General features: G+C 65.0%; 27 protein-coding genes and 2 tRNA genes. 10 read left to right on the top strand and 19 right to left on the bottom strand.

The features are described 5' to 3' along the window. Positions 1 to 70 precede the first annotated feature (70 nt). The 6 genes from CIT37_RS15755 to CIT37_RS15730 all read right to left on the bottom strand — a co-directional run bounded on the left by CIT37_RS15755 (position 71) and on the right by CIT37_RS15730 (position 4,002). Positions 71 to 358 (bottom strand): GIY-YIG nuclease family protein, encoded by a 288-nt coding sequence (locus tag CIT37_RS15755; RefSeq protein ID WP_028142934.1) that lies wholly within the window; start codon positions 356 to 358, stop codon positions 71 to 73. 64 nt (positions 359 to 422) lie between these two features. Further along, a complete protein-coding gene (lepB, locus tag CIT37_RS15750; RefSeq protein ID WP_095426157.1) occupies positions 423 to 1,172 on the bottom strand; it encodes a signal peptidase I in 750 nt (249 codons plus the stop codon). A gap of 161 nt (positions 1,173 to 1,333) precedes the next feature. Further along, positions 1,334 to 2,497, bottom strand: a complete 1,164-nt coding sequence (locus tag CIT37_RS15745; RefSeq protein ID WP_038948003.1) for a slipin family protein — start codon at positions 2,495 to 2,497, stop codon at positions 1,334 to 1,336. 333 nt (positions 2,498 to 2,830) lie between these two features. After that, positions 2,831 to 2,896: transfer RNA gene (locus CIT37_RS15740), tRNA-Lys, on the bottom strand. A gap of 7 nt (positions 2,897 to 2,903) precedes the next feature. Next, positions 2,904 to 2,975 (bottom strand) — tRNA-Leu (locus CIT37_RS15735). 187 nt (positions 2,976 to 3,162) lie between these two features. Further along, entirely contained in the window at positions 3,163 to 4,002 is an 840-nt protein-coding gene (locus tag CIT37_RS15730) for a LysR family transcriptional regulator (protein ID WP_028142931.1), read from the bottom strand. A 130-nt stretch (positions 4,003 to 4,132) separates the two neighbouring features. On the opposite strand from CIT37_RS15730, the gene CIT37_RS15725 reads away from it, so the two are divergent. The 3 genes from CIT37_RS15725 (at position 4,133) to CIT37_RS15715 (ending at position 6,828) form a co-directional block, all read left to right on the top strand. Next, positions 4,133 to 4,726: a cysteine hydrolase family protein gene (locus CIT37_RS15725; protein WP_028142930.1), complete on the top strand. Its 594-nt coding sequence runs from the start codon at positions 4,133 to 4,135 to the stop codon at positions 4,724 to 4,726. Positions 4,727 to 4,737: 11 nt separating this feature from the next. Continuing rightward, positions 4,738 to 5,367: a glutathione binding-like protein gene (locus tag CIT37_RS15720; protein WP_038971689.1), complete on the top strand. Its 630-nt coding sequence runs from the start codon at positions 4,738 to 4,740 to the stop codon at positions 5,365 to 5,367. Positions 5,368 to 5,478: 111 nt separating this feature from the next. Further along, positions 5,479 to 6,828 carry a caspase family protein gene (locus CIT37_RS15715; RefSeq protein WP_028142928.1) on the top strand — a complete coding sequence of 450 codons (1,350 nt, stop codon included), beginning with the start codon at positions 5,479 to 5,481 and terminating at the stop codon, positions 6,826 to 6,828. Positions 6,829 to 6,858: 30 nt separating this feature from the next. Here the strand turns inward: CIT37_RS15715 and CIT37_RS15710 are convergent, their stop codons facing one another. Next, positions 6,859 to 7,950 carry a DUF2778 domain-containing protein gene (locus CIT37_RS15710; RefSeq protein ID WP_028142927.1) on the bottom strand — a complete coding sequence of 364 codons (1,092 nt, stop codon included), beginning with the start codon at positions 7,948 to 7,950 and terminating at the stop codon, positions 6,859 to 6,861. A gap of 660 nt (positions 7,951 to 8,610) precedes the next feature. On the opposite strand from CIT37_RS15710, the gene CIT37_RS15705 reads away from it, so the two are divergent. Further along, positions 8,611 to 9,129, top strand: coding sequence for a FecR domain-containing protein (locus CIT37_RS15705; protein ID WP_028142926.1), 519 nt, complete (start codon positions 8,611 to 8,613; stop codon positions 9,127 to 9,129). A gap of 61 nt (positions 9,130 to 9,190) precedes the next feature. Next, complete coding sequence (locus CIT37_RS15700) at positions 9,191 to 11,077, top strand: CHASE2 domain-containing protein (RefSeq protein ID WP_095426156.1); 1,887 nt, start codon at positions 9,191 to 9,193, stop codon at positions 11,075 to 11,077. Positions 11,078 to 11,270: 193 nt separating this feature from the next. On the opposite strand, the gene CIT37_RS15695 is transcribed toward CIT37_RS15700, so the two are convergent. From CIT37_RS15695 to CIT37_RS15680, 4 genes are all read right to left on the bottom strand, one after another. Further along, positions 11,271 to 12,773: a glycosyltransferase family 39 protein gene (locus CIT37_RS15695; protein WP_095426155.1), complete on the bottom strand. Its 1,503-nt coding sequence runs from the start codon at positions 12,771 to 12,773 to the stop codon at positions 11,271 to 11,273. 6 nt (positions 12,774 to 12,779) lie between these two features. Then, on the bottom strand, positions 12,780 to 13,913 hold the full coding sequence (locus tag CIT37_RS15690) for a glycosyltransferase family 2 protein (protein ID WP_028142923.1): 1,134 nt from the start codon (positions 13,911 to 13,913) through the stop codon (positions 12,780 to 12,782). A gap of 241 nt (positions 13,914 to 14,154) precedes the next feature. Then, complete coding sequence (locus CIT37_RS15685) at positions 14,155 to 14,358, bottom strand: hypothetical protein (protein ID WP_028142922.1); 204 nt, start codon at positions 14,356 to 14,358, stop codon at positions 14,155 to 14,157. A gap of 128 nt (positions 14,359 to 14,486) precedes the next feature. Continuing rightward, positions 14,487 to 14,867, bottom strand: a complete 381-nt coding sequence (locus tag CIT37_RS15680) for a hypothetical protein (RefSeq protein WP_028142921.1) — start codon at positions 14,865 to 14,867, stop codon at positions 14,487 to 14,489. 104 nt (positions 14,868 to 14,971) lie between these two features. Here CIT37_RS15680 and CIT37_RS15675 point away from each other — a divergent pair, with 104 nt between their 5' ends. Both CIT37_RS15675 and CIT37_RS15670 read left to right on the top strand, forming a co-directional pair. Further along, positions 14,972 to 15,808, top strand: a complete 837-nt coding sequence (locus CIT37_RS15675; RefSeq protein ID WP_085967720.1) for a DUF72 domain-containing protein — start codon at positions 14,972 to 14,974, stop codon at positions 15,806 to 15,808. Between the two features lie 8 nt (positions 15,809 to 15,816). Continuing rightward, positions 15,817 to 16,278, top strand: a complete 462-nt coding sequence (locus CIT37_RS15670; protein ID WP_028142919.1) for a DUF488 domain-containing protein — start codon at positions 15,817 to 15,819, stop codon at positions 16,276 to 16,278. Between the two features lie 132 nt (positions 16,279 to 16,410). Here the strand turns inward: CIT37_RS15670 and CIT37_RS15665 are convergent, their stop codons facing one another. From CIT37_RS15665 to CIT37_RS15640, 6 genes are all read right to left on the bottom strand, one after another. Next, positions 16,411 to 17,325, bottom strand: coding sequence for a PhzF family protein (locus CIT37_RS15665; RefSeq protein WP_095426283.1), 915 nt, complete (start codon positions 17,323 to 17,325; stop codon positions 16,411 to 16,413). Positions 17,326 to 17,508: 183 nt separating this feature from the next. Further along, on the bottom strand, positions 17,509 to 18,816 hold the full coding sequence (locus CIT37_RS15660; RefSeq protein WP_028142917.1) for an adenylate/guanylate cyclase domain-containing protein: 1,308 nt from the start codon (positions 18,814 to 18,816) through the stop codon (positions 17,509 to 17,511). 29 nt (positions 18,817 to 18,845) lie between these two features. Further along, on the bottom strand, positions 18,846 to 20,009 hold the full coding sequence (locus CIT37_RS15655) for an ABC transporter permease (protein WP_038948008.1): 1,164 nt from the start codon (positions 20,007 to 20,009) through the stop codon (positions 18,846 to 18,848). Further along, complete coding sequence (locus tag CIT37_RS15650) at positions 20,006 to 20,938, bottom strand: ABC transporter ATP-binding protein (protein WP_095426154.1); 933 nt, start codon at positions 20,936 to 20,938, stop codon at positions 20,006 to 20,008. Before CIT37_RS15650 ends, CIT37_RS15655 begins: the two co-directional genes overlap by 4 nt. Then, positions 20,935 to 21,852: an HlyD family secretion protein gene (locus CIT37_RS15645; protein ID WP_244429110.1), complete on the bottom strand. Its 918-nt coding sequence runs from the start codon at positions 21,850 to 21,852 to the stop codon at positions 20,935 to 20,937. The genes CIT37_RS15650 and CIT37_RS15645 overlap by 4 nt, the downstream gene beginning before the upstream one ends. Beyond that, positions 21,849 to 22,532 (bottom strand): TetR/AcrR family transcriptional regulator, encoded by a 684-nt coding sequence (locus tag CIT37_RS15640; RefSeq protein WP_038948011.1) that lies wholly within the window; start codon positions 22,530 to 22,532, stop codon positions 21,849 to 21,851. The genes CIT37_RS15645 and CIT37_RS15640 overlap by 4 nt, the downstream gene beginning before the upstream one ends. 109 nt (positions 22,533 to 22,641) lie before the next feature. Here CIT37_RS15640 and CIT37_RS15635 point away from each other — a divergent pair, with 109 nt between their 5' ends. The 3 genes from CIT37_RS15635 to CIT37_RS15625 are packed head-to-tail and all read left to right on the top strand — an operon-like array spanning position 22,642 to position 23,864. Continuing rightward, entirely contained in the window at positions 22,642 to 22,977 is a 336-nt protein-coding gene (locus CIT37_RS15635) for an ArsR/SmtB family transcription factor (protein WP_028142912.1), read from the top strand. Then, positions 22,974 to 23,438 carry an SRPBCC family protein gene (locus tag CIT37_RS15630; protein WP_038948012.1) on the top strand — a complete coding sequence of 155 codons (465 nt, stop codon included), beginning with the start codon at positions 22,974 to 22,976 and terminating at the stop codon, positions 23,436 to 23,438. Before CIT37_RS15635 ends, CIT37_RS15630 begins: the two co-directional genes overlap by 4 nt. 12 nt (positions 23,439 to 23,450) lie before the next feature. Next, positions 23,451 to 23,864: a GFA family protein gene (locus CIT37_RS15625; RefSeq protein WP_038948014.1), complete on the top strand. Its 414-nt coding sequence runs from the start codon at positions 23,451 to 23,453 to the stop codon at positions 23,862 to 23,864. A 4-nt stretch (positions 23,865 to 23,868) separates the two neighbouring features. Here the strand turns inward: CIT37_RS15625 and adhP are convergent, their stop codons facing one another. Then, positions 23,869 to 24,894, bottom strand: a complete 1,026-nt coding sequence (gene adhP, locus CIT37_RS15620) for an alcohol dehydrogenase AdhP (RefSeq protein WP_095426153.1) — start codon at positions 24,892 to 24,894, stop codon at positions 23,869 to 23,871. 135 nt (positions 24,895 to 25,029) lie between these two features. Continuing rightward, positions 25,030 to 25,440 (bottom strand): PTH2-like family protein, encoded by a 411-nt coding sequence (locus CIT37_RS15615; RefSeq protein WP_038948016.1) that lies wholly within the window; start codon positions 25,438 to 25,440, stop codon positions 25,030 to 25,032. Between the last annotated feature and the right edge of the window lie 32 nt (positions 25,441 to 25,472).

Raw genomic sequence — 25,472 nt, 5'->3', positions numbered from 1 at the left:
AAACACTCTCCGCTCGTCATTCCGGGGCGCGCCCGCTTGGGCGCGAGCCCGGAATCCATAACCACTAAACTCAGTTGGCTATCCCCGGATAGAGATCATCCCAATTCGGGTTTTGCTCTTCGATCAGGCGCGTCTTCCAATCCCGCCGCCACTTCTTGAGTTCTTTCTCGCGGGCGATCGCCGTCGTAGGATCGTCGTAGATTTCGAACAAGACGAGCTTGTCGACGCCGTACTTCGTCGTGAAGCCGGGGACGGCTTTCGTCTTGTGCTCGTATACACGGCGCACGAGGTCGTTGGTCACGCCGATGTAGAGCGTGCCATGCTTCTTACTCGCGAGGATGTAGACGTAATAGGCCATTCCATCCGCCTGTGGTTATGGATTCCGGGCTCGCGCTTCGCGCGCCCCGGAATGACGACGGCCCTCACTCTACCTTGCCCAGCCGCTCCATGTGCGGCTCGCCGTCTTCGTCGAGCGACCAGAAGATGCGCGTCACCTTGCCGACGAGATTGTCCATCGGCACGAAACCGAACGTCGACAGCATGCGGCTGTCGGTGGAATTGTCGCGGTTGTCGCCGAGCACGAAGAAATGGCCCGGGGGCACCGTGAAGACGTTGGTGTTGTCCAGGAAACCGTTGTCGAGGCAGTCGTTGGTGACATAGGACGCGCCGCTCGGCAGCGTCTCGCGCCAACGCTTGACCCTGACGCCGCCATCCCCACCGCAGGCGTTGTCGGCGAGCCCGTCCTCGAGCGCGACGCGCGTCACCGGCCGGTCGTTGAGGATGAACTGGCCCTGCCGCATCTGGATGCGGTCGCCGGGCAGCCCGACCACGCGTTTGACGTAGTCGACCGAGCTGTCCTTTGCGGTCCGGAACACGACGATGTCGCCGTATTCCGGGTCGGCGGCGAAGACGCGACCCGAGATCCAGGACGACGCGAACGGCAATGAATACCGGCCGTAGCCATAGGCATATTTGGCGGCGAAGACGTAGTCACCGACCATCAGCGTCGGCGCCATCGAATTGGAGGGGATGCTGAACGGCTGATAGAGGACGAAGCGAAACAGGATCAGCGGGGACCACAGCACCGGGACCAGCAGGATCAGGATGACGATCACCTTCCATTCCCGCGATTGCGCTCGCGACGGCCGGATGGAGTCCTGAAGAATCGTCATGCGCCTGCCCTGATCAAACCCGTGGTCTTCGCGAGATTACGCAACCTTCGCGCGCGCGCAATCCCGGCTCCGTGATTTTGGTCGCACAGGCGCGGTTCGGCGTTCATTGCAAGCGACGACGACGGATAAGTGAAGGGCCGCCCGTGGGCGGCCCTTCGGTTTTACGCACTCTCGGGGGCCTTCAGGCGCACGAGCCGGGTCAGAAGGGCATCGAGGCCCTCGCCGTTGCCGGCGTGGAGGTCGATGCGGCCGACCTTCTCGACCAGCCGCTCCAGCGACTCCAGCTCCTTGAGCCGCAGCAGCAGGGGGTTCTCCTCCATCAGGCGGGCGGTGTTCAGAAGCGAACGCGTCGCCGCGGTCTCCTCCTGCCGGCGGATCAGGTTCGCCTTGGCGACCCGCTCCGCCTCCACCACCTTGTTCACCAACTCCCGGATCTCGCCGGGCAGGATCACGTCCTTGACGCCGAGCTCGGTGACCTCGACACCGGACTCCGCGACGCGTGCCCGCACATAGTCGCGCAGCTCCGCATCCAGCGCCGCCTTCGCAGACAGCACCTCGTCCAGCGTCCGGCCCGCAACCGCCTCGCGGATCGCGAACTGCACCAAACGGTACAGCCACGCATCCACGTCGGGCACGGTCGCAACCGTCCGCTCGGGATCGACCACCTTACGGAACGCCGTCAGCGTCACCCGCAGCGCGATGCGATCCTTGGTCAGCATCTCCTGCGCGGTGATCTCGACCGCCTGGGGCCGCAGGTCGAGGCGCTTCACCTCGATCTTGCGGCCGACGGTCCAGAAGGCGTGCCGACCGGGCACGAGCCGCTCGACGAGCCGGCCCTCGACATAGAGCAGGCCCGCCTCGTGGTTCTCGACCACCGTCTCCGACGTCACGGCCGAGCGGTTACGCTCGATCATGGCCAGATGCCGCGCGCCGACCCTGACATCGCTGGACACGTCGATGCGCTCGACATCGACGCTCGTTGCGACCTTCCAGTAGACGCGCACCTGCCAGGGCGTCATCAGATGCACGGGCCGGCCGTCGAGGCTGACGATGGCGATCTCGTCCGCCTTGGTCTCGACCGCCTCGAACAGTTCGGCGGCGAGATCAGGCCGTGCGGCCTTCAGCACCGCGTAGCGATCCGCAGAGAATTCGCTGCGGACCACATCGAGCACCTCGGCCTTGAGCTCGTGCAGGGGATCGAACAGACGATGCCTGCCGGGCGCGAGCACGCGCACGAGCTGCCCGTTGCGCGTGAGCAGCGCACGCTCGCCATCCTTGACCGTCACGTTCAGCATCAGCAAATGCCAGCCCTTGTTCGAAGTCATGGCACGCCTCCATCGTTTTGCGTCCGGCCGGATGCCGGACAACAGGTTTCGTTTGCAAAGGATTTGAGGACGCGGACGACGCTTCCTGAGAGATCGACGGACCGAGGCTTGAGCTCGCATGACGACGGGCGCACGCGCGCGATCGCGCGACGGATGTCGCGCGGCCGAGCGGAGCCACCCGGCATCAACGCAAGCGGTATCTACCCGCGGCGCAAAGCCGGTCTCACAGTGTCTAGGTTCGGACGGAAAGCCTTGCGGCAAAACGGCCGGACTGCGACTGAAGCGCGCGTCCGGTCCTCGTCAGAGGTGTCAGTTTTTCAGGCTGACCCGTAGCGCTGGAGCGGGATTCGAACCCGCGTCACGATGATTAAACGTCATCTGCTCTACCACTGAGCTATCCTTTGGTTGGTACAAGAAATCGGAATCGAACCGATGCCTCCGAATTTTACTCCGGCGCTCTCCATGAGCTACATCCTGCGTCTTCATTCGGCGGAACACGAAACCGGAGACCGGCTCGCGCCAGCCGGGATCTCAGAGAGCCCGGACACATGGCCTAGCGAAGGAGCGGGCTAATAGACCAGGCACGTTCGGGTTGCAAGGGGGAGCTCGAAGATTTTTCGACACAGCTTGCGCAGTGTGACGCGAGGATCACAGCGCCATGTGCGTCAAGGGCGCGAAGTTTCCTGGAAACACGCCCTCACCCAGTCGATCGTCACGCGCGTCGCGGGATCGCGCTTGAGATGGTTCTGCACCAAGAGCCAGACGTCGCGCCGCCTCGGCAGCAGCGTCGCGCGCAGGCTGCGGTCGGCGAACAGGCCTTCGCAGCTGTGCTCGGGCAGCACGCCGACGGCCTGATGCGACTGGATCAAGGTCCTGATGATGCGGACATTGTCGGTGATGCAGCGAACGTTCGTCAGCCGCTTCGCGCGCAAGAACTGCTGTTCGGGAATGGTGTCGAGCTCATCGGGATAGATGCAGGCGACCGGCTCGCCGCCGGCGCGGTCGGCGGGCTCGAAGAAATACAGCCTGACATCGCCGAGCTTGGAGATGGTGAAGTCGCCCTTCTCCGGCTTGCGCAGGCGAATGGCGAGGTCGGCCTGCCAGCGCGAGAATTTGACGTTGCCGCTGGACGTCAGGAATTGCAGGGTCAGGCCGGGATGATCGCGCAGGAAGCTGCTCGCGTGCGGCGCCAGCAACTCTTCGGCGACCGCGTTGGTCGAGGCGATGCGCAGGCGGCCGACCGGGCCGGGCTGGCTCTCCTTGATGCGGTCGATCGCCGCGACATGGACGGCCATCGCGCCGACATGCTCGAGCACCGCCTCGCAATGGCGCGTCGGACGGCGCTGGCCGTCCACGGCATCGAACAGCAGCACGCCGAGATCGCGCTGAATGCGTGCGAGCCGGCGGCCGACGGTGGTCTCGTCGATGCGCAGCCGCGCGCTGGCGCCGGCATAGGTGCCCTCGTCCCTCACCGCGGCAATGATGCGCAGATCGTCCCAGTTCATCCGGGCGAGCCTAGCAGGCGATGCCGCGTCCTGCAAATCTGCAGCCATTAGCTGCAATAGTCCTGCACAATAGCAGGCCCATGCTGCGCTAATGTGACGCCATCCGATCTCCCTGGAAGGCCTGACCAGCATGACCGCTCCCAAGACCCTGCTCGAACTCGCCGGCGCCGATCTCAATCCGCCGAAGCTCAACGAGGCCTGCCTCGTGCTGATCGACATCCAGAACGAATATTGCGCCGGCCCGTTGGCCCTTCCCGATGCACAGCCGGCGATCGCCGCGGCGGCGCGCCTGCTGGCGCGGGCACGGGAGAGCGGCGCTGCGATCATCCATGTCGCGCACAAGGGCCGCGCCGGCAGCCTGTTCGATCGCGAGGCGGCGCGCGGCGCGATCGTCGATCGCCTGACGCCGCAAGCAGGCGAGCCCGTGATCGAGAAAGCGCTGCCGAACTCATTCGCCGGCACCGATCTGCAAGCCCGGCTTGCCGCGACCGGATGCAAGAACATCGTGCTGGCCGGCTTCATGACCCACATGTGCATCTCCTCGACCGCCCGCGCCGCGCTCGACCTCGGCCTGCGGACGACGATCGCGGCCGATGCCTGCGCCACCCGTGACCTGCCGGATGGCCGCGGCGGCACACTGGACGCCCGGACGATTCACGAGGTCGCGCTGGCCGAGCTCTCGGACCGCTTCGCGATCATCGCGCGCAGCGATGCGCTGATTTGACGGAGCATCCGATGCTGCAACTCTATTTCTTTCCGATGGCCTGCTCGCTCTCGAGTCGCATCGCGCTGATGGAGGCCGGTATCGAGGCGCAGTATCACCTCGCCCATATCTGGACCAAGCAGGTCGTGGACGACGGCAGCGATTTCCTCGGCGTGTCGCCGAAGGGCGCGGTGCCGGTCCTGGCGCTGGAGAACGGCGAACGGCTGACCGAGAGCGCGGCAGTGCTGCAATACATCGCAGACGTGAAGCCGACGGCGGGCCTTGCGCCGGCGTTCGGGGATCCCGATCGCTATCGCCTGCAGGAGTGGCTGAGCTTCATCGGCGCCGAGATCCACAAGGCGTTTCTGTTTCCGGCCTTCTGGTACAAGGACGATGGCTCGCTCGCCAAGCCGCGCGTCAGAATCACGCAGACATTGTCGGTGCCGTCGGCGCATCTGGCGGAGCGCGAATTCCTCGTGGGTGACGGCTTCACCGTCGCGGATGCCCACCTCACCTGGGCCTTGCTGCTGCTCCGTCCCGCAGGCGTCGACATCGCGCAATGGCCGTCTCTGTCAGCCTATCTCGGGCGCATGCAGGCGCGGCCGGCCGTGCGGGAAGCGATCGCGACCGAAATGGCCCTGCGCAAGGCGATGGCAGCGTGACCCGACATCACGGTCGCGAAATCTGATCGTTTTCCCGGCGAGGGCATTGAAGTCGGCGCGGCTTACGCTAATCTGGAGGGATATTTTTCGATATTTTCTTGGAAGGCATTCATGCGTGCTCTTTCCAGATTGTCCTCATCTTTATTTTGCCTGGGCCTCCTCGCCGGCTGGCTGTCTCCCGATACTGCATCTGCGGACACGCGCGTGGCATTGGTGATCGGCAACGGCGCCTATACATCGACGGCGCAGCTGCCCAACCCGTCACACGATGCCGAGGACGTCGCAGCCTCACTCAAGCGCAGCGGCTTCGAGGTGATCCAGGGCATCGACCTGCGCCAGGCCGACATGCAGGATCTGACCATCCGCTTCGCGCGCGCCGCGAGCAGAGCTGACGTTGCCATATTCTATTACAGCGGCCATGCGATGCAGTACAACGGCGTGAACTATTTGATGCCTGTCGACGCCACGCTCACCGATGAGGCCGACCTGAAGCGCTTCGTGCGGGTCGACGACATCGTGAACGATCTGCAGCAAGCCAAGAACCTCCGCATCCTGGTGCTCGATTCCTGCCGCGACAATCCGCTGGCGGAAACTCTCAAGCGCTCGGCGACGCGGGCCGCCTCGATCGGGCGCGGCCTGTCGAAGGTCGAAGCTCCGCGCGGCACGATCGTGTCGTTCTCGACGCAATCGGGGCAGACCGCGGCGGACGGCGTCGGCCGCAACAGCCCCTACACGGCCGCGTTCCTCAAGCACATCGAAGAGCCGCAGGAGATCGGCGATGTGTTTCGCGACATCAGCAGCGACGTCTATGATGCCAGCGGCAAGACGCAGCTCCCGGAGCTGTCGCTATCGATCATCGGCAAGTTCTACCTGAACGGACCGGTGTCGGTCACGATCGCACCCGCAGCTCCGCAGGCCGCGCCGCGGGCCGACCCGTGCGCATCCGCGGAGGCGCACTGGAAGGCTGCCGACACCATCGGCACCGTCAGCGCCTTCGAGGACCATCTGACGCGATTTTCCAGTTGCAGCTTCGCCAATCTCGCCAAGGCGCGGATCGAGGGCCTGAAGCAGAAGGTGGCGCTGGCGCCTGCGACCAATACCCGCGCCGGCGGCAGCAAGGACTTCGACGGCACTTGGGACGTGACGCTGAACTGCCCGGCTTCCGGCAAGGCGCAGGGCTTCACCAGGCCCCTCGCCGGCACCGTGACCAACGGCGTGTTTCACGCCGAGGCTCAGAGCAAGGACGGCGTCAACCGCCTGGAGATCGACGGCCAAATCCAGGCCGACGGCAAGACGACGTTGAGCGCGCGCGGCACAACGGGGGCAAGCGCGTACACGCTCAACAACCTTGCGCCCGGCTCGCCTTACGCCTTTACGGTCGACGCGCAGTTCGATCGCACCCGCGGCACCGGCAAGCGCAACGAGGCGCGCGCCTGCAACCTGGTCTTCGTCAAGCGCTGATCGTGCAGAAAGAGTGAGGCGCGCTGCGCCTCACTCCACCCGCGCCAGCACCGCGAGCTTGCGGATGCCCTTGTTGCGGTAGGCGTCGAGGAACGCGTAATAGTCCTTGAACGACACGCAGCCGTTGGAATCGCCGTTCGGCCCGAGCATGAAGGTGTGCGCAAGCAGGCCGTCACGGCCGTAGATCGCGCTCTCGCCGCCGATCGGGGTCAGGCGCAACGCGGGCACGCCGTGGAACAGCGCTTCGCGCGGCTTCAGCGTGTAGATGTGCGGCGGCGTCACGCCGCGCATGCGCGTGCGCTGGGAGCGCGGATCGTCGAGACTGGAGCCGAGGCCGGAATGCGCCTCGAGCTTGGTGCCGTCGGGCAGATACACCGTCTTGGCAGTGATGTCGTAGACCGCGGTGTCACGCTCATAGGGCGGCGCGCCGCCGAACATCGGGTTCTGCTCCTTCGGCGCGATCGACGCGGTCACGCTGGCATCGGCCGAGGCGTAGGCCAGCAGCCCGCCGGACGGCTCGCGCTTGCCCCAGAGTTTTTCGACCATCGACTGCCGCGGACCGGTGATCGACATCACCGCGGCCTTGGCGCGATCGGCGAACGACTTCTTCGCTTCCGGTGCCGGCACGATCTGGGCCGGATCGGCCGAGGCGAGTTGCATCTGGGCATCCGGAGCGCGCTTGGCCTTGTCCCCGGTCTTGTCAGCGGACTTCTCAGCAATTTTGGCCGGGGCCGACGGCTTCAGTGCTTCCGCGACCTTCGCGATCACGCTCTGCTTCGGCGCGTCCTTGGCCACCGCAACCTGGGTCGCTGGCGCCGCGCTGGCCGCGTTCGATGCCACGCCTTGGGTCGCAGCGGCAGCAAAGCGCTCGTTGAACATCTCACGCGAGATCGGGGCGGCGACCTGCAACCGGTCAGGCAGGAGCGCAAAAGCTTCCTTGATGGCGTCGCCGGCCTCGCGCAGCGCGACCTTGGGCGCACGCTTGATCACCGGCTCGTCGTAGCCAATGCCGCCGACGGTCGGATAGACGCTCGCGCCGAAGACGTTGCTGTAGATAGTCCAGCCGGCACCCATCACGACGCAGCCGATGGCCGCGGCGCCAAGCCAATTGGTCGTGGTCATTTTCCGGGAAGACTTCCGAAGAGAATTCTTGGACTTCCGTGCCGCGTTACTCTGCGCAGCGATACTCTTACTCATTCGCCTTGCGTCCAGGACGGTGTCACTCAGTCCCCCTTCGAAGTGCCGCTGGTCACGATCCGGGAACAGCATCTCGCAGAGGGTCGGAGCGTCATTAAGGCGACTTTTAGTTAAATGCGGATTAAGTTCGGGCAGATGTGCGGCAGCTCGTTAGCGTCGTCCCATTTCGAGAAAAAAGCCCGCAGAACCACGGACTTAGCCGCGTCTGTTAACTATAATTCTCGGCAGGAGCGGCGCATTCAGCGATCGTCTCCCGCCGCCTCTCTAGGGCCACCCAACCAAGTCGTTTTCGTGGCCTTCGATACCCGGAAGATAGCGGGGAAGCGTTGCGCGAGGCTGGTGCGCCGGCCTTCCCGCCGGCGCGTGGGTGACACGAGAACGGCGGGCAAGATCACGCACATCACACAGCGCTCGGACCGCCCACACGGCGACCGCGCCCTGACCGAAAGTTGATCGCACCGCTCTGGAAAAGGCCTCGGCAAGAAAATAGCTCGTAAAGCGGCACTTTTCAGCAGCCTCTGCGTGTGATACGGTACCGTATCAACATCGCCTTGAATTGTGCCGGGCATGCAAACGGAGGCTGGCATGAGAAGGTTCGCGCGCGCCGGATATCTTGCTCTGGCGTCGTCGTTGTTGATGGGATACGCGGCCGCGCAGCCTGCCAATGCAGCTTGCACATCGTCGGCCTCGGCCGCCGGCACGCAGACCTGGCGCTGCGACAACGGCATCACCATCGTTGCAGAAAACGGCGCCAGATTTGAACTAAAGGACGCCAACCGCGACGGACATATTGACTCCGTCGAGTTGAGCAGCAAAGCCCTGCTGGTCGAAGTGCCCAGGAAGCCGGGCGGCAATCCCTTCAAGGTGCTGACGCCGCAGGCGATTGCCGCGGTGCGCGGCACCAGATGGGCCGTCGACGTCGCTGAGGCCAAGACCTCCGTCTTCGTCGCCGACGGCCGTGTCGACGTCAGCCGCAGGGCTCGTGGGCGCGGCGTCGTGCTGGGCCCCGGCCAAGGCGTCGACGTGGAAGCGACCGGACCTTTGACAGTGAAGCAGTGGGGCCAGCCGCGCATCGACGCTCTCATGGCAAGACTTGGTCAATAAGACTTGGTCAATAGACCTCGGCCCACAGGGCCGAAGAAAAAGAAGATTGCAGTACGACGTAATGACGAGACGCGTTCAGATCCTGGTGGCACTCGCCCTCACCGCGCTGTGGGGCGCGGGCATCTTTGCCGCGCACGCAGGCGGCCATCTGCGCTTTCTCGACCGCCTCGAAGCAACGCTGACCGATTGGCGAACACAGGTCCGCGGGGTGCAGCGTCCGCCCGATCTCGTCACCATCGTCGCGATCGACGACACCGTGGTGAAGCGCGGCGGCAGCTATCCGCTGCCGCGCGCCGATCTCGCCCGCGTCGTCGACACCATCGTGCAGTTCAAGCCGAAGGTCGTCGCGATCGATCTCCTGCTCGTCGACCGCAGCGCTGCGATCGGCGACGCCACGCTCGCAAACACGCTCGCCACCGGCCCCATGGTGCTCGCCGCCGCCGCGATCTTCCCCTCCGCCAGCGAGAACGTGGCGCCCGGCAGTGCAGGTCCCCTCGCCGTGCTGCCGCAAGCCGAACGTTTCCTGCTGCCGCTGCCAGCGTTCGCCGACCACGCCGAGGTCGGCATCGTCAATGTCGCGACCGGACAATCGGGATCGCCGCTCTCGGTACCGATGCTGTTCCGGACCCGCGACAAGGTCGAGCTGTCGTTCCCGTTGCGCGTCGCGACGCGCGCGCTCGATAAGCCGCTGACGATCGCGCCGGATCACCTCATGCTCGGCGATCGCGCGGTGCCGACCGACACCGATTTCGCGCTGCCGATCACCTATTACGGTCCCCGCCGCACCATCCGCACCGTGAGCGCGCAGAGCATTTTCGACGGCACGCTCAATCGCGCCGCGATCGAGAACCGGATCGTCGTGATCGGCGCCTCGGTCGCCGGCGGCGGCGACTTCTACCCGACACCGTTCGATTCCCTGATGCCCGGCGTCGAGGTGGTCTCGACCGCGATCACCCACCTCGTTTCCGGCGACGGCATCGTGCGCGACCATAGGGTCCATATCGCCGACGCGCTCGCTGCGATCCTGCTGCCGATGCTGCTGGTCGGCTTGCTGGCCTGGCGGCGTAGCGCGCTCGGCATCATGGCGGCGGCCGCGGTGATGATCGCCTGGGCCGGCCTCAATGCCTTCGCGTTCACGCATGGCGTCTGGCTGAATGCGGCAACCACGCTCGCCGCCGCGGTGCCGCCGGTTGCGATCTTTGCCGGTGTGCAGCTGTGGGCCGGAGGCCGCCGCACGCAATATCTCGCCGCCAAGAGCAGGTCTCTCGCACAATTCCAGGCACCGGCCGTGCAGGAATGGCTGGCGCGCGATCCGAATTTCCTGTCCAAACCGGTCCGGCAAGACGCCGCGATCGTCTTCATCGATCTCTCCGGCTTCACTTCCTTGAGCGAACGGATCGATCCGGACGCGCTTCAGGAGATCCTGCAGGCGTTTCACGCGCGGATCGACAAGGCCGCGGTCGATTGCGGCGGCATGATCACCGGCTTTCTCGGCGACGGCGCCATGATCCTGTTCGGTCTGCCGGCCGCGATGCCCGATGACGCCGCGCGCGCGCTCAAATGCGCGATCGACCTGCATCGCGGTGTCGAACACTGGATCGCCTCGCTGCCGTCAGCGATCGGCGGTCAGCTCGGCTTCAAGATCGGCGCGCATTTCGGCGAGATCGTCGCCTCCCGCCTCGGCGAAAGTCACCAGCACATCACGGCGACAGGCGACACGGTCAACGTCGCGAGCCGGCTGATGGAAGTCGCCGTCCAGAACGATGCACGACTCGCCCTGAGCAATACGCTGCTGGATACGGCCGACTTCCACGGGGCTCCCGACGGCGTCCTGTCGGGCCCCCTGCTCGCCCAGGTCCGTGGCCGCTCCGGCGTCGTGACCGTGTGGTTCTGGCGGGATCACAGTGGGCCGGGCCAGGGTGCGACAAAGGCTGAGATGATCGACTGATAGTCGTTGCTATCGACCCAGCACTCGGCTGTCGTCCCCGCGAACGCCAGGACCCATACCGCGTGATCTGTCGATGAGCACAGCTGGCCATACCAACTGAAAGATCGCCCACGAACAGTCTTCGCCAAACTGCTCCCTGGGGGTATGGGTCCCCGCGTTCGCGGGGACGACGCTGTGGAAGCATTGCGGCCTACTACCGCGCTTCCGGCGGCGGCGAGCGGTCGAGAACGTCGCCCTTGGCGCCCTCCAGCAGATCGACGCTGTAGGTCTCGACCACGAGGGGCCCGCGCTTGCGCTGCAATTGCGCGACCTGCGTCACCTTCGCAAAGAGGTCGTTGAGGACGGGATGACCGTCCGGGCGCAGCTCGTCGACATAGAGCAGCTTGCCCGCGAGCAGCTTTGGATCGGGCTCGCCCATGTTGACCCAGCGGATGCGCTGGTTCTGCTGCACCACGCAGGTGCCGCGGGGCAAGTAAAAGGCCAGCCAGCCCGTGGTGCCGTAGTCCTGCGCGAGCACGCAGGTCGCGCCATGGCGCGCGCGCACGGCTTCGATTTCGGCAGCGAGCTCGCGCCAGCCGACACCGACGCTGCGCACGGTGGCATCGCGGCGATAACCCGAGAGCCAGCCGGTGTTGGCCTGCACGATGAGCGCTGCAAACATCACGATGCCGACAGGCGCGGCCCAGCGCAGGCAGAAATCCACCAGGCGGCGCTGGCGCGGCTTCCATTGCACGAGGTTGGCGGCAGCGGCCGCGGCGACGACGAAGGGCGGATACACCGGTGCGAACCAGTTGGCCTCGACGCGGGCATGCAGCGAATGCCAGACGAAATAGGCGACGATGGTCCAGAACATCGCCTCGATCAGCACACGCGAGGCCAGTGCGCCGGCCCGGCGCAAGGTCAGCGCGTGCAGACCCATCGCGCCGAGGATGAAGACCAGCGGGGTTGCGAACGCGATCTGGGTGGGGATCAGCTCGGCGATGAAGACGGGTCGGAAGTCCTCGATCTTCGCGCGCCCGAGCTGCTTTGCGAACGAGACCCATTGATGGTCCGCATTCCAGAGGATCACCGGCGAGAACAGCGCCAGCGCAACGAGACCGCCGAGATAGGGCCAGGGCGAGAGGAACCAGCGCCTGAGCTTCGGCACGCAAGCGAGCCAGATCAGGATCCCGGCGCCAAAGAACATCGCCGTGTATTTCGACAGCAGTGCCGCACCGACGGCCGCGCCGACCGCAAGCCACCAGACGCCGCGGCCGGTCTCCAGTACTTTTGCGAGGAAGAACAGCACGAAGCTGGATGCGACCAGGAGCGGCGCATCCGGCGTCACGATCAGCGTGCCGACGGAGGCCATCATGGTTACGTTGAGCAGGACGGCGCTGGTCGCCGCCACGCGCGCGCCGCCGAACAGGATCGCAGCGGAGCGGTAGATCGCATAGCTCATCGGCAGTGCGAGCAGGATCGAGACGAGGCGGACGCCGAGTTCGGTATCGCCGGCGATCATGGTGCCGGCGCGGATGACATAGGCGACCATCGGCGGATGGTCGTAATAGCCCCCGGCGAGGTTGTTCGACCACATCCAGTAATAGGCTTCGTCGAAGGTGATCGGCGTGAACGCGGCCGCGACGAGCCGCAGGGCCACCAGCGCCAGAATCAGCAGCACGGTATTGCGGACGATCCGCGCGTCAGCCCCGCCCATCGTGGGTTATTTCTTGCGCCAGACGAACAGGCCTGACATCGCGTAGTTCCACACCACACCCATCAGCGCACCGGCCATGCCGGCCAGCCACCAGATCGGCTCCTGGTCGTAGACCGAGAAGGCGACGCCGACATTGGCGAGCAGGCCGACGCTGCACACGATGTAAAAGGCGATCAGGCCGCGCAGCAGCGCAAAGCCCTTCAGCCGCTGGTCGCGATAGGTGAGGAAGTTGTTGAGGATGAAATTGCTGGTCATGGCGACGATGGCGCCGGCGGCCTGCGCCTCCGCGAACGGCACCTTGAACAGCTGAAGTCCGATGAACAGCGTGGTGAGATGCACCACGAGGCCGATGCCGCCGACCATCGCGAACAGGATGAAGCGCAGCGAGACGATGTCGTTGCTCAGCTTGGCCAGCACGAGGCCGAGGAAATCGAGCGCGACCATGGAATCGAGCTTGCTTTCGCCGTGCTGACGGGCGCCGAAAGTGTAGGGAATCTCGACCGCCCGCAAGCCGCCGTGCGCGGTCGCGACGACGTCGAGCAGGATCTTGAAGCCGTGCACGGAGAGCTTCGGCGCGAGCTGCTCGAAACGATCGCGGCGGATCATGAAGAAGCCGCTCATGGGATCGGCGATCTCGACCCGCAGCATCTTCCTGGCGAACTCGGTTGCCAGCGCGCTGGCGCCGGCGCGCTGCTTGTTGAAGCCCTCGCTCTTGTAGCCCTCGATGTAGCGGCTGCCGACCACGAGGTCGGCCTCGTCGCTTGCGAGCAGCAACAGCATCTTCGGCAGTTGCGTCTCGTCGTGCTGGAGGTCGGCGTCGATCACGGCCACAAAGGGCGCGCTGGACGCCAGGATGCCCTCGATGCAGGCGCCCGACAGGCCGCGGCGGCCGATGCGGCGGATACAGCGCACGCGGCTGTCCTGCTGCGCCAGCGCGCGCACGACGTCCCAGGTGCCATCAGGTGAATTGTCGTCGACGAACACGACTTCCCAGGCGACGTTGGCGAGCACCGCCTCCAGCCGCCGGTACAGCACCGTGACATTGTCGCGCTCATTGAAGGTCGGGACGATGACCGACAGTTCCGGCCCTGCTTGAGCCTGCAGCGGATTGTCGGAGCCCGGTCTGATCGCTTCATTCATGACGGCAGCGTATATCCGCCGCGTCCTGCGCTGCCAAGCCGGGGTTTCCAAGGGAATTTGGCCAAAAGAGGCCCTAAAATGCCAACGACCCCGGAACGGCGGGCCGCGCGTACATCCGGCGCGAGCCCAAGCTATTCCAAGGTCGTTCCAACGCCGGAGTTTTCGCTCAACGGCGCCGTTAAAAGCTAGATAGGAATGACAAGACCGCTTCGCAAGGGGCGAAAAGGACGATTTTCGTGCCTTATTGGTTGGGCACTTCCCGGATGATCGGCCCGCGCGGCGCCGGCGCGGCGGGAGCCGCGGGTGCGGCAGCCGGCGCCGGCTCGACTTTCGCCGGCTTAGGCGGCTTGCCGTACTGGCCAATCGGCCCGAACACGACGGCGACTGCAAGCACGATCGCGGCAGCGATCACGCCCAAAATGCCCCCTACCGACTCAGACGCCATGGAAACCCATCCCCGTTCCAGATACGCCCCGTGATATCACGGATGCGCGCGGAGCCGGAAGGGCTGCCGTGAGGCGAATGGCTGATGAGGCGGTCCAGGCTTCTGCCCTGCTCGCTATTAGCCGTTGCCTACTTCGCTGGCGGCCTCTGCTTGACGAAGGCCGTCACGATGTCCTTCTGCGCGGCCTCCACTGCCCTGTTCGCGGTAGCGAGATGGGCGCCGGCATCGATGCTCGGGTACTGCGTGGTGAGATAGTCGAGCAGCGCCACTCGGTAATATTGCCGCTCCGACGAACAGGCGCCCGCGACCGAGCGGCCAAAATCCTGTTCCGTCATTCCCCGATTGCTGTCGCGCGAATATTCCCGCGCCAGGCAATGCCAGTAATCGTCGCGGCCCTGCATGGCGAGCTTCTGCGCGCCCTTCGCATCGTCGTCATCCGCCATGACTGGAGATATCATGGCAGCAGATGTCATCATGACGAGCGCCGCTCCCACCATCAGCATCCGCATCCTTTTTCTCCTTTTTCGCAGATCCTGCCGCGACCTTAGACGGGACGCAGCAACTGGCCAATCACAACTGGTTTGACTAGGATGACGGCATCCCCTCCACGTCGATGCGAGATCCTTCCGTGGCCAAAGCAAAAACTGCGTCCAAAAAGTCAGGCAACATCTTCATCGGCATCGGCGGCTGGACGTTCGAGCCGTGGCGCGGCGTGTTCTATCCGGAGAAGCTGACGCAGGCGAAGGAGCTGTCCTACGCGGCCTCGAAGCTGACCTCGATCGAGATCAACGGCACCTATTACGGCTCGCAGAAGCCGGAGAGCTTTCGCAAATGGGCGAGCGAGGTGCCCGACGGCTTCGTGTTCTCGGTGAAGGGACCGCGATTCGCCACCAACCGCCGGGTGCTGGCGGAAGCCGGCGATTCCATCAAGCGGTTCTATGATTCCGGCGTGCTGGAGCTCGGCGACCGTCTCGGGCCGGTGCTGTGGCAGTTCGCGCCGACCAAGAAATTCGACGGCGCCGATTTCGGCAAGTTCCTCGAGCTATTGCCGCGCAAGCTCGAGGGACGCGCGCTGCGCCACGTCGTCGAGGTCCGCCACGACAGCTTCTGCACACCGGACTTCGTGGCGCTGATCCGCGAGTTCGAGACGCCCGTGGTGTTCGCCGAGCACGGCAAATATCCCGCCATCGCCGACGTCGCCGGTGATTTCGTCTATGCCCGGCTGCAGAAGGGCAATGACGAGATCAAGACCTGCTACCCGCCCAAGCAGCTCGATGCCTGGGCCGAGCGCCTTCAGGCCTGGGCTTCGGGCGGTGAACCGGACGACCTGCCCAAAGTTGACAAGGCCAAGCCAAAGAAGGAGCCACGCGACGTGTTCGCCTACGTCATCCACGAGGGCAAGGTGCGCGCACCGGCCGGCGCCATGGAACTGATCGCAAGGGTGAGCTGAGGTGCGCCATGGCAAAGGCGAAAAAGCTGTTCACCATCGGCTATGAGCAGACGCCGCCCAAGGCGGTGCTGGATGAGCTGGTAGAGGCCGGCGTCAAGCTCGTGGTCGACGTGCGCGCGGTGACATCCTCGCGCCGGCCGGGCTTTTCCAAGAAGCAGCTTTCGGCAGGGCTCGACGAACGTGGTATCGCCTATGTCCACCTCGCCGCGCTCGGCACGCCGAAGGAAGGCCGGCTCGCCGCACGCAGCGGTCAGTACGATGTGCTGGAGAAGATCTTCTCAAAGCACCTCAAGGCGCCCGAGGCCAAAGAGGCGATGGACGAGCTCTCGGCGCTGGTGAAGAAGGCCGGCCCCGTCTGCCTGCTCTGCTACGAGAGGGATCACACGCATTGCCACCGCCAAATGATCGCGGAGATCATCGAGGAGCGCGATGGGGTTGCGGTGAAGAATTTGGCGGGACGGCAGGTGTAGCCGGAGCTCGGGCGGGGAACGAAACCACGACGGCGTGCCCCAGGTTGCACCTCGGCCGCGCATCCTTCGAGGCTCGCAAGGGCTCGCATCTCCAGCGACAACGGCTTCGCCATTGCGCGGGGATGATGGTTCCTATCCCTCCCCTGCCAGCTTGAACGTCCCCTCCATCATTTGCACGCAGCTGCCGCCGACATGGGCGGAGATGATCTTGCCGTCCTGCTTGCGCAGGCGCGTCAGCAGCAGGCTCGGCCGGCCCATGTCAAAGCCCTGGCCGACCGTGAGCTTGAGCTCGCCATCGCGCACGGGATCGAGATCGGCGAACAGTGCGGCCGCGGCAACCGTGGCGCTGCCGGTGGCGGGATCCTCAGCGTAGCCGCCGGCGCCGCGCATGAACATCCGCGCCTGGATCTCGCTAGGCGCCTCCGCCGCGGGCACATCGCGCGTATAGAACCACACCGAGACTGCACCGTCGCGCGGCAAGAGCCTGCCGAAGGCCGCCGCGTCGGACCTGGCCCGCTTCAGCGCATCGCGCGAACGTACTTCCGCCACCACGAAGGGCGTTCCGACGCCGACGACCTGCGGCGCATGGCGATCGGTCCTGATGTCATCGGCGCTCAGGGAGATGCAGGCCGCGACGTCTTCGGCAGAAAGCTGCGCAAGCCGTGACAGCGGCTGCGGCGCGGTGAGCTCGGTGCTGACCACCCGTCCCTGCTCGCGAAAAATATCGACCGGCACGAGCCCGGCCTTCTCCTCGAATAGCAGGCGCGGCTTCGGCTCCTTGGCGAGGCTCGCCAGCACGAAGGAGGTCCCGATATTGGGATGGCCCGCAAAGGGCATCTCCCGGACCGGGGTGAAGATACGCACCTCGGCATCGTTGGCCTTGTCACGCGGCGGCAGCACGAAGGTGGTCTCGGAATAGTTGAACTCGGTCGCGATCCTCTGCATCTGCGCCGTCGTGAGCCCGCCGGCGTCGAGCACCACGGCGAGCTGGTTGCCGCCGAAGGCGCGGTCGGTGAACACGTCGACGGTGATGTAGCGGCGCTGCATCGTCACTTCCTCATGCAAATTGCGGCCGCGACCGGCCGCATCGGGCGGCAGTCTATAGGCCGGCGACATCGCTCGTCATGCCCCAAAATTCGGAGCAATCGGAGCAATCGCGGAAGAGATTCTAGAAGCCTTCAACGAACCGCGGCTCGCTTCCACGAAACGCGACTCACATTTGAAGGCCCCTCAGCCGAGCTGAAACACCGCCACCTTCCGCTCATAGCCGCGCACCTCGACCTCGCCGAGCGCAACGGCATCGTCACCATCGTTGCCCAGCGCCTCGCGCACGGTCGCTGAAATCAGCAGTTGCGAGCCGAACTCCTTGTTCAGCGCCTCCAGGCGCGATGCGAAGTTCACGGTGTCACCGATCACCGTGTACTCCTTGCGCCGGGGCGAGCCGATATTGCCGGCGACGACCTCGCCGAAATGAATGCCGATGCCGATGCGCAGCGGCCAGCTCGTCTGTGCGTTGATGCGGTCCATCGCACTCAGCATCTCGCGGCCTGCGGCAACCGCGCGATGCGCGGCGTCGGAGGCTTCCAGCGGCGCGCCGAACAGCGCGAGAAAGCCATCGCCGAGAAACTTGTTCACGATACCGCCGTGGCGATCGAGGACGTCGACCAGCACCGCAAAGGCGCCATCGAGCCGGTCGACCACCTCCTGTGGGGTGCGCGACTGCGCGCCCGCCGTGAAGCCGCGGAAATCGACGAACATCACAGCGACGCGGCGGACGTCGCCGCCACCGCTGGTTCCCGCCGCCATCAGCCGCTCCACCACCTGCGGAGAGACGTGCTGGCCGAACAGGTTCGTCACCCGGTCGCGTGCGGTCGCCGCCGCGATGCTCGCGGCGAACTGGCGGCGCAGCTGAGCGCCGACCGCGCCCGCCAGCGCGCCACAGATCAGGATGACGATGCTGCGCACAGCGTGGAAATAGATCAGGGGCTCGCCGGCCTCGTCGGCCGCGTTGTAGAGCAGCGCGACGGACAGAAGCCCGGCTGCGGCGACGAAGCCTGTGAACGCAGAGAGCCAGAAGTCGAGCCGCAAGGTCGAGAGGATGACGAAGATGAAGTACATCAGCGGCACGGCGAAACCGAGCGCCTGGCTCGCACCCATGGTGCGGGTTTGCAGGATCAGGATCACCGTTGGCAGCGAAGTCTCGATCAGCGTGCCGATATAGCGCCGGATCACCGGCAGATCGCGATCGAGCCGGAGGTTCTTCCTGATCTGGGTGTGGACCCAAACCTCGAACAGGATGAAGCCGCCGAGCAGGCCGTAGACCTCGACAAGCCCTTCCGTTCCGCGCCACACCCGGTTCACCACACTGGGGTCGATCAAATAGATCGCGGTGAGCAGCACCATCATGACGCAGCCCGTCATGATCAGCGCCCGCACCCGGAGCAGCTCGGTGCGAAGCACTTCGCGTGTCAGCTCGCGCTCGAAATCCTCCGATAGCACGGCGTGCTGCCGTGTCCTCCTGCTGGCAAATCTGACCATTCCGCCCCTCGATTCCGGGGTATTGTGCCTCAATCCAGCGTGCGGCGGAAGCGCGTCACGGCGATGGTCATGGCGAGCGCCATCAGGATCGCCAGTGCCAGGGCGTCGAAATGCAGATTCTGCATGGTCGCGCCCTTCAGCATGATGGCGCGGACGATGCGAAGGTAATGCGTCAGCGGCAGGCATTCGCCGAGATATTGCGCCCAGGTCGGCATGCCCGCGAAGGGAAACATGAATCCGGACAGCAGAATGCTCGGCAGGAAGAACATCATCGACATCTGCATGGCCTGGAGCTGGTTCTGCACCACGGTCGAGATGGTGTAGCCGATCGACAAATTGGTGGTGATGAACAGCGTCGAGAGCAGTGCCAGCAGGAACAGATTGCCGAGCACGGGGACGCCGAACAGGCCAACCCCGATGCCGATGATGAGAAACGCCTGCACGAAGCCGACGAGCACGTAAGGCACGATCTTGCCGAACATCACCTCGACCGGCTTGATCGGCATCGACAGCAGGCTCTCCATGGTGCCGCGCTCGACCTCGCGCGTGACCGACAGCGCGGTGAAGATCAGCATGGTCATGGTGAGGATGGTGCCGACCAGGCCCGGCACGATGTTGAGGCTGGAGGCCGCGGCCGGATTATAGCGGGCATGCGCGCGGATCTCGAACGGCATCTCCGGGGGATCGCCGATGTAGAGATCATGCTTGAGCGCGGTCTGCACGACCATGCCGAGCGAGCCGATCGCCGCGCTCGCCGCCACCGGGTCGGTGGCATCGGCCGCAACCAGCAGCGCCGGTCTGTCGCCGCGCCGCACCGCGCGCTCGAAGCCGCGCGGGATCTCGACACCGAACAGCACCTTGCCGGATTTCAGCAGATTGTCGAAATCCTCGACATCGTGCACCTCGTAAAGGAAGCGGAAATAGGCAGTGTTCTCCAGAGCTTTCAGGATCGAGCGGGCGAGATCGGAGTCCTCCTGGAGCAGCACCGCGCTCGGCAGATGATGCGGCGTGGTGTTGATGGCATAGCCGAACAGCATCAGCTGCATCACCGGCAGCATCACGATCATCGCGAACGAGACGCGGTCGCGCCTCAGCTGGATGAACTCCTTGATCAGCATCGCATAGGAGCGCCGCAGGAAGCCGAAGCGCTCGCGGATTTCGTGCTGTGGTGCGGGATGATCGACGGCACTCATTGGAAATTGTCCTTGGAGCGCCCCATCAGTTCGATGAACACGTCTTCCAGTGAGGGATGCGACCTCTGCCAGTGCAGGCCGCTTCGCTCGCGCCACGGCGCAATGCTGGCTTTGAGCGCGGCAACGTCCCGCCCCGAAACGTGCAGCGAGGTGCCGAACGGCGCCACCATATCCACGCCGGGCTTGCCGGTGAGCTCGGCCGCGAGCTCGTTCAGGTCTTCGCCCGTCACGGTGTAGGTCGTCAGCGCGGATTTCGCGATCACCTCCTCCACGGTGCCGTGCACCAGCAGATGGCCGTAGGCGATGTAGGCGATCTCGTGGCAGCGCTCGGCCTCGTCCATATAATGGGTCGAGACCAGCACGGTGAGGCCCTCGGCGGCAAGCGCGTGGATCTCGTTCCAGAAGTCACGCCGCGCCTTGGGATCGACGCCGGCGGTCGGCTCGTCCAGCAGCAACAGTTTCGGACTGGGCAGCGTGCAGGCACCCAGCGCCAGCCGCTGCTTCCAGCCGCCGGAAAGCTCGCCCGCAAGCTGCTCCTCGCGTCCCGAGAGCCCGAGCCGCTTGATCATGTCGCGCGCTGCCCCGCGCGCATCGGCCAAGCCATAGAGCCGCGCGACGAATTCGAGATTCTCGCGCACCGAAAGATCCTGATAAAGGCTGAAGCGCTGGGTCATATAGCCGACCTGGCGCTTGATCTTTTCGGCATCGCGGCGGATGTCGTAGCCGAGACAGGTGCCCTCGCCGCTATCCGGGGTGAGGAGACCGCAGAGGATACGGATGGTCGTGGTCTTGCCCGAGCCGTTGGGCCCGAGGAAGCCGTAGATCGAGCCGCGCTTCACCTGCATCGACAGATCGTGCACGACCTCGCGGCCGCCGAACGATTTGGTCAGGCCCTTGACGTCGATCGCGATGCCGCTCTCGCCATTCATCGCTTGTCCGCCACCGGTGTCTTCGGATTGAGATAGACGTCGATCGGCTGTCCGACCCGCAGCGCGTCGGGGCGCGACGGCCGCGCCTGGATCAAATAGACCAGCTTGTTGCGCTCATCGAGGCTGTAGATGACAGGCGGGGTGTATTCGGCCGAGGTCGCAATGAAGTAGATCTTTGCGGTGAGATCGGCCGCGCAATTGTCGCAGCCGATCCGCACCGTGTCGCCGATCGCAAGCTTCGGCAGCGCGGTCTCTGGCACGAAGAAGCGCAGCTTCATGTTGCCGGGCGGCATGATCGACAGCACCGGGCGCTGCGCCGCTACCATCTCGCCCTCGCGGAAATAGATCTGCTGGATGGTGCCGGCAACGGGCGCAAAGCCCTTGCGCCGCGCCATCCGCGTCTCCGACGTCGCCACCCGCGCTTCCGCGACGCGCAAGGCAGACACGGCCGAATCGAGATTGGCCTGCGTGCCGGAGCCGGTCTTGCTCAGCGAGGCCGCGCGGTCATAGGTCTGTTGTGCGTTGGCGAGCGTCGCCTTTTGCTGATTGAGATCGGCAAGCTGAAGGTCGTCGTCGACGGAATAAAGGGCATCGCCGACCTTGACCTCGTCGCCCTCGCGGACATTGAGCTTCGTCACCCGCCCCGCTTCGTCCGGGCTGACGAAGATCATGTCGGCCTCGACCCAGCCCTGGAAGCCGGGATCACGCTTCTCGTTGCACCCGGCGAGACCGGTGGCGAGTGCCAGAACCGCGATCGCACAGAGGCGCGGCAGATTCGGCTGTCGATCCCTCACCCTGAGGAGCCGCGAAGCGGCGTCTCGAAGGGCGGGAAGCCACAGCCGGGCCTGCATCCTTCGAGACGCGCGTTCCGCGCTCCTCAGGATGAGGTGAGAGATGGTTCGTGACGACGTCATGTCGTCCTCCGTTCGCCAAAAATCAAATCGAGATGAACGCGCAGCATGTCCTGCGCGTCGAGCGGCGCGTGCCGCGCAAACAGGCTTTGCCAGATCACCGCAATCATCGCGGGCGCGACCAGGATCTGCGGATAGCGCGCGAGGTCCTTCTCCCGGATCTCGCCGCGGGCGATGCCGAGCTCGATCAGCGTGCGCATCGCGGCGATCCCGCGCGAGACGACCTCGCGGTAGTAAAAGTCGGCGACGGACGGAAAGCGCGGGCCCTCCGCCACAATCAGGCGTACCAGATCACCCCGCCTGGTGCCGATGACCTCTTTCAGGAAATTGCTGGCAAAGGCCTCGACGAGGTCGCGCACCGAGCCCGTCGGCGGCGGCAGCGCGGTCAGCCGCGCCACGACCGGCACGATCACGACGCGCACCAGCTCCTCGAACATCGATTCCTTGTCCTTGAAGTGCAGGTAGATCGTGCCCTTGGCGACGCCGGCGCGTTTGGCAATGTCGTCGAGGCGCGTTGCGGCAAAACCGCGGGCGATGAACTCCTCCATCGCGGCGTCCACGATCGCCGCGCGCCGCTCCTGCGCGCGCGCAGCACGGTTCGATGCAGGCACCTCTCGGCGGGCTGACGCAGGCTCCGCGCCCTGTGCCGACTTGTTGGCGAGCTTGGTCGACTTCTTCATTATTAGATGAACATGACTGACTAGTCAGTCATAGTCAAGTTGAGGCTGTTATCTGGGTAGACTCAGAAGAATTAGTATTGACTAATGAATTAGCATCGACTAATTGAACGACATGATCGAAACCGCTCCAAACCCCGTCACCACTGTGATGCGCGCCCTCGCCGACCCGACGCGCCGGGCGGTGTTCGAGCGCGTGTTCGAGAGCAAGGAGATCACCGTCGCCGAGCTGACGCGCGGCAGCGGCGTAACTCAGGGCGCCATCTCGCAGCACCTGAAGTCGTTGAAACAGGCGGGCCTCGTCGCCGAGCGCGCAGAGGGCCGCAACGTCTATTACCGCGCCGCGCCGCAGGGGCTCGAACCGCTGGTAACCTGGATGGACCATTACGGCGTGTTCTGGCGCGAGCGCTTCCAGAATCTGCGTGACCTATTGAAGGAGATCGATCCGTGAGTGCTGTTGCTTCCAAGATCCAGACCCAGGACATCGTCATCGACGAGGTCTTCCCTCACGCCGTCGCGACGATCTGGAAGGCGCTGACCAGCGCACAGCTGATTGCACGCTGGCTGATGCCGCCGACCGGTTTCGAGGCCGTCGAAGGCAACACTTTCACGTTCAAGACCAACCCGGCCGGCGCGTGGGATGGCACGATCCATTGCCGCGTTCTGGAAGTCGTGCCGGACCAACGCTTCGCCTATGCCTGGAAGGGTGGCGACGAGGGTAACACCGGTTACGGCTCGGCGCTTGACACCGTCGTCACCTGGTCCCTCACGCCGGTCGAAGCAGGGACGCGCGTGCGCGTGGTGCACTCCGGCTTCGTGACGCCGACGAACGACACCGCTTATCGCAACATGAGCGACGGCTGGGTCAAGGTGCTGCAGCGGCTGGATGCCATCTCCGGCGAAGACAAGTAGGGAAGCACTTAAATGGACAAGCCCTATACCGGCGGCTGCGCCTGCGGCGCGATCCGCTATTCGATTGCCGGCGAACCCCTGTTCAGCAATCACTGCCAGTGCCGGGACTGCCAGCGCGAAAGCGGCAGTGCGCATGGCTCATACGCGACGTTCGCACGAGCCGGCGTCACGCTAACCGGCGAGGCGAAGCATTGGGATATGGTCGCCGACAGCGGCAACGTGAAGACGCGCGGCTTCTGCACGCAGTGCGGCGTGCCTGTGTACATGACCTTCGCGGCGCAGCCCGACGTCTTCACAATCCGCGCCGCGAGCCTCGACGAGCCTGCCCGCTACAAGCCGCAGGCAGTCACTTTCGCCGCGCGCGGCCATGACTGGGATCGCCTCGATCCCAGCCTGGTAACGTTCGAAGGCATGCCGCCTGGATGAGGCGCTAGCCGAAATCAAGCACCATGCGACCGTCGATCTTGCCGGCCTTCATCCGCTCGAAGACATCGTTGATCTGCGCTAGCGGCACCTTCGTCACTTCGGCCTTCACCTTGCCATCGGTGGCGAATGCGACGGCTTCGTCGAGGTCGCGCCTCGTGCCGACGATGGAGCCGCGCACCGTGATGCGCTTGAGGACGACGTCGAAGATCGGCGTCGGGAATTCGCCCGGCGGCAGGCCGACGAGGCTGACGGTGCCCTTCCGGCGCACCATCTTGAGCGCCTGGGCGAACGCGGCGGTCGAGACCGCCGTCACCAGCACGCCGTGGGCCCCGCCGCCGGTTGCCGCAAGAACCTGGTCCACCGCACCAGCGGTGAGGGCATTGACCGCGAGATCGGCGCCGGTTTCGCGCGCCAGCTCCAGCTTGTCCTCGGCGATATCGACGGCAGCGACCTTGAGCCCCATCGCCTTGGCGTACTGAATCGCGACATGGCCGAGCCCGCCGACACCTGAGATCACCACCCACTCGCCGGGCCTGGCCTCCGTCTCCTTCAATCCCTTGTAGGTGGTGACGCCGGCGCACAGGATCGGCGCGATGGCGGCGAAATCGACCGTCGCCGGCAGCTTTGCGGCGAAGGCGGCCGAGGCGATCACATATTCTGCGAAGCCGCCGTTCACGCTGTAGCCGGTATTGTGCTGGTGCTCGCACAGGGTCTCCCAGCCGGTCTCGCAATATTCGCAAGACATGCAGGCGTCGTGCAGCCAGGCGACGCCGACGGCATCTCCGACTTTCAGATTCTTCACGCCGGGCCCGAGCGCGGCGACGGTGCCGGCCGCCTCGTGGCCGGGAATGAAGGGCGGTACCGGTTTCACCGGCCAGTCGCCGGAGGCTGCATGCAGATCGGTGTGACAGACGCCGCAGGCCTTCACCTTGACCAGAATCTCGCCGGGGCCGGGCTGCGGAACCGGCACGCCCTCGATCACCAGCGGCTTGCCGAATTGCTTGACGATTGCGGCTTTCATGGTCGGCATCTGTCTGCTCCTCTGCATTTTGGAGCAGAATAACGACCCCGCGCCGCGCTCCTTTGATGGGCGTCAAACAGCACAAAGTTTGCGCAAGGCGGCCCCATCATGACACCACGATGACGCCGCGCCGATGCCGGCGTGTCAGCTATGGAACTTCAGGCCGTCGACGATCTTGTCGATCACCTTGCGCTCGGCGCGCATGGCGATGCCGACGAGATTGAGATCGTTGCGCGCCACGGCCCTCACCGCCTCGCGATTGGCGGCATCGTGCGTGGTGCTGAACATGTCCTCGGTATAGACCGCCGGCTTGACGTTGCGCACGAGCGCACGATCCAGCGCGCGCGATAGTGCCGGCCCGTCGGCGCCGTAGATCAGGATCGGCTGGCCGATCAACGCATGATAGTTCGTGCCCGAGGCGTCTTCATAGGCATCGCCAATGCATTCGGGAAAAGCCGCGGCAATGCCGCTGGTGAGGAAGGACGCGACGTTAAGCTTCTGCCAGGCTTGAAGATCGGTGCGGATCACGACCGCGATCTTGGTGTCGAACTGCATCTATTCCTTCCACTGTCATTCGGGGGCGGTCC

The sequence above is a fragment of the Bradyrhizobium ottawaense genome (assembly GCF_002278135.3).
GTDB lineage: Bacteria > Pseudomonadota > Alphaproteobacteria > Rhizobiales > Xanthobacteraceae > Bradyrhizobium > Bradyrhizobium ottawaense.
Note: the sequence above shows the minus strand (reverse complement) of the source record. Positions and strands in the feature narration are given on the sequence as shown.

Excerpts from the sequence above, each read along its gene's own strand:
- CIT37_RS15730 (WP_028142931.1), bottom strand. The coding sequence starts at position 4,002 with ATGAACTGGGACGATCTGCGCATCATTGCCGCGGTGAGGGACGAGGGC.
- CIT37_RS15635 (WP_028142912.1), top strand. The coding sequence starts at position 22,642 with ATGATCGAAACCGCTCCAAACCCCGTCACCACTGTGATGCGCGCCCTC.
- CIT37_RS15720 (WP_038971689.1), top strand. The coding sequence starts at position 4,738 with ATGCTGCAACTCTATTTCTTTCCGATGGCCTGCTCGCTCTCGAGTCGC.
- CIT37_RS15670 (WP_028142919.1), top strand. The coding sequence starts at position 15,817 with ATGGCAAAGGCGAAAAAGCTGTTCACCATCGGCTATGAGCAGACGCCG.
- CIT37_RS15715 (WP_028142928.1), top strand. The coding sequence starts at position 5,479 with ATGCGTGCTCTTTCCAGATTGTCCTCATCTTTATTTTGCCTGGGCCTC.
- CIT37_RS15675 (WP_085967720.1), top strand. The coding sequence starts at position 14,972 with ATGCGAGATCCTTCCGTGGCCAAAGCAAAAACTGCGTCCAAAAAGTCA.
- CIT37_RS15645 (WP_244429110.1), bottom strand. The coding sequence starts at position 21,852 with ATGACGTCGTCACGAACCATCTCTCACCTCATCCTGAGGAGCGCGGAA.
- CIT37_RS15705 (WP_028142926.1), top strand. The coding sequence starts at position 8,611 with ATGAGAAGGTTCGCGCGCGCCGGATATCTTGCTCTGGCGTCGTCGTTG.
- CIT37_RS15690 (WP_028142923.1), bottom strand. The coding sequence starts at position 13,913 with ATGAATGAAGCGATCAGACCGGGCTCCGACAATCCGCTGCAGGCTCAA.
- CIT37_RS15725 (WP_028142930.1), top strand. The coding sequence starts at position 4,133 with ATGACCGCTCCCAAGACCCTGCTCGAACTCGCCGGCGCCGATCTCAAT.
- CIT37_RS15695 (WP_095426155.1), bottom strand. The coding sequence starts at position 12,773 with ATGGGCGGGGCTGACGCGCGGATCGTCCGCAATACCGTGCTGCTGATT.
- CIT37_RS15700 (WP_095426156.1), top strand. The coding sequence starts at position 9,191 with ATGACGAGACGCGTTCAGATCCTGGTGGCACTCGCCCTCACCGCGCTG.
- CIT37_RS15665 (WP_095426283.1), bottom strand. The coding sequence starts at position 17,325 with ATGCAGCGCCGCTACATCACCGTCGACGTGTTCACCGACCGCGCCTTC.
- CIT37_RS15755 (WP_028142934.1), bottom strand. The coding sequence starts at position 358 with ATGGCCTATTACGTCTACATCCTCGCGAGTAAGAAGCATGGCACGCTC.
- CIT37_RS15615 (WP_038948016.1), bottom strand. The coding sequence starts at position 25,440 with ATGCAGTTCGACACCAAGATCGCGGTCGTGATCCGCACCGATCTTCAA.
- CIT37_RS15745 (WP_038948003.1), bottom strand. The coding sequence starts at position 2,497 with ATGACTTCGAACAAGGGCTGGCATTTGCTGATGCTGAACGTGACGGTC.
- CIT37_RS15710 (WP_028142927.1), bottom strand. The coding sequence starts at position 7,950 with ATGACCACGACCAATTGGCTTGGCGCCGCGGCCATCGGCTGCGTCGTG.
- CIT37_RS15655 (WP_038948008.1), bottom strand. The coding sequence starts at position 20,009 with ATGAGTGCCGTCGATCATCCCGCACCACAGCACGAAATCCGCGAGCGC.
- lepB (WP_095426157.1), bottom strand. The coding sequence starts at position 1,172 with ATGACGATTCTTCAGGACTCCATCCGGCCGTCGCGAGCGCAATCGCGG.
- adhP (WP_095426153.1), bottom strand. The coding sequence starts at position 24,894 with ATGCCGACCATGAAAGCCGCAATCGTCAAGCAATTCGGCAAGCCGCTG.
- CIT37_RS15660 (WP_028142917.1), bottom strand. The coding sequence starts at position 18,816 with ATGGTCAGATTTGCCAGCAGGAGGACACGGCAGCACGCCGTGCTATCG.
- CIT37_RS15650 (WP_095426154.1), bottom strand. The coding sequence starts at position 20,938 with ATGAATGGCGAGAGCGGCATCGCGATCGACGTCAAGGGCCTGACCAAA.
- CIT37_RS15680 (WP_028142921.1), bottom strand. The coding sequence starts at position 14,867 with ATGCGGATGCTGATGGTGGGAGCGGCGCTCGTCATGATGACATCTGCT.
- CIT37_RS15685 (WP_028142922.1), bottom strand. The coding sequence starts at position 14,358 with ATGGCGTCTGAGTCGGTAGGGGGCATTTTGGGCGTGATCGCTGCCGCG.
- CIT37_RS15625 (WP_038948014.1), top strand. The coding sequence starts at position 23,451 with ATGGACAAGCCCTATACCGGCGGCTGCGCCTGCGGCGCGATCCGCTAT.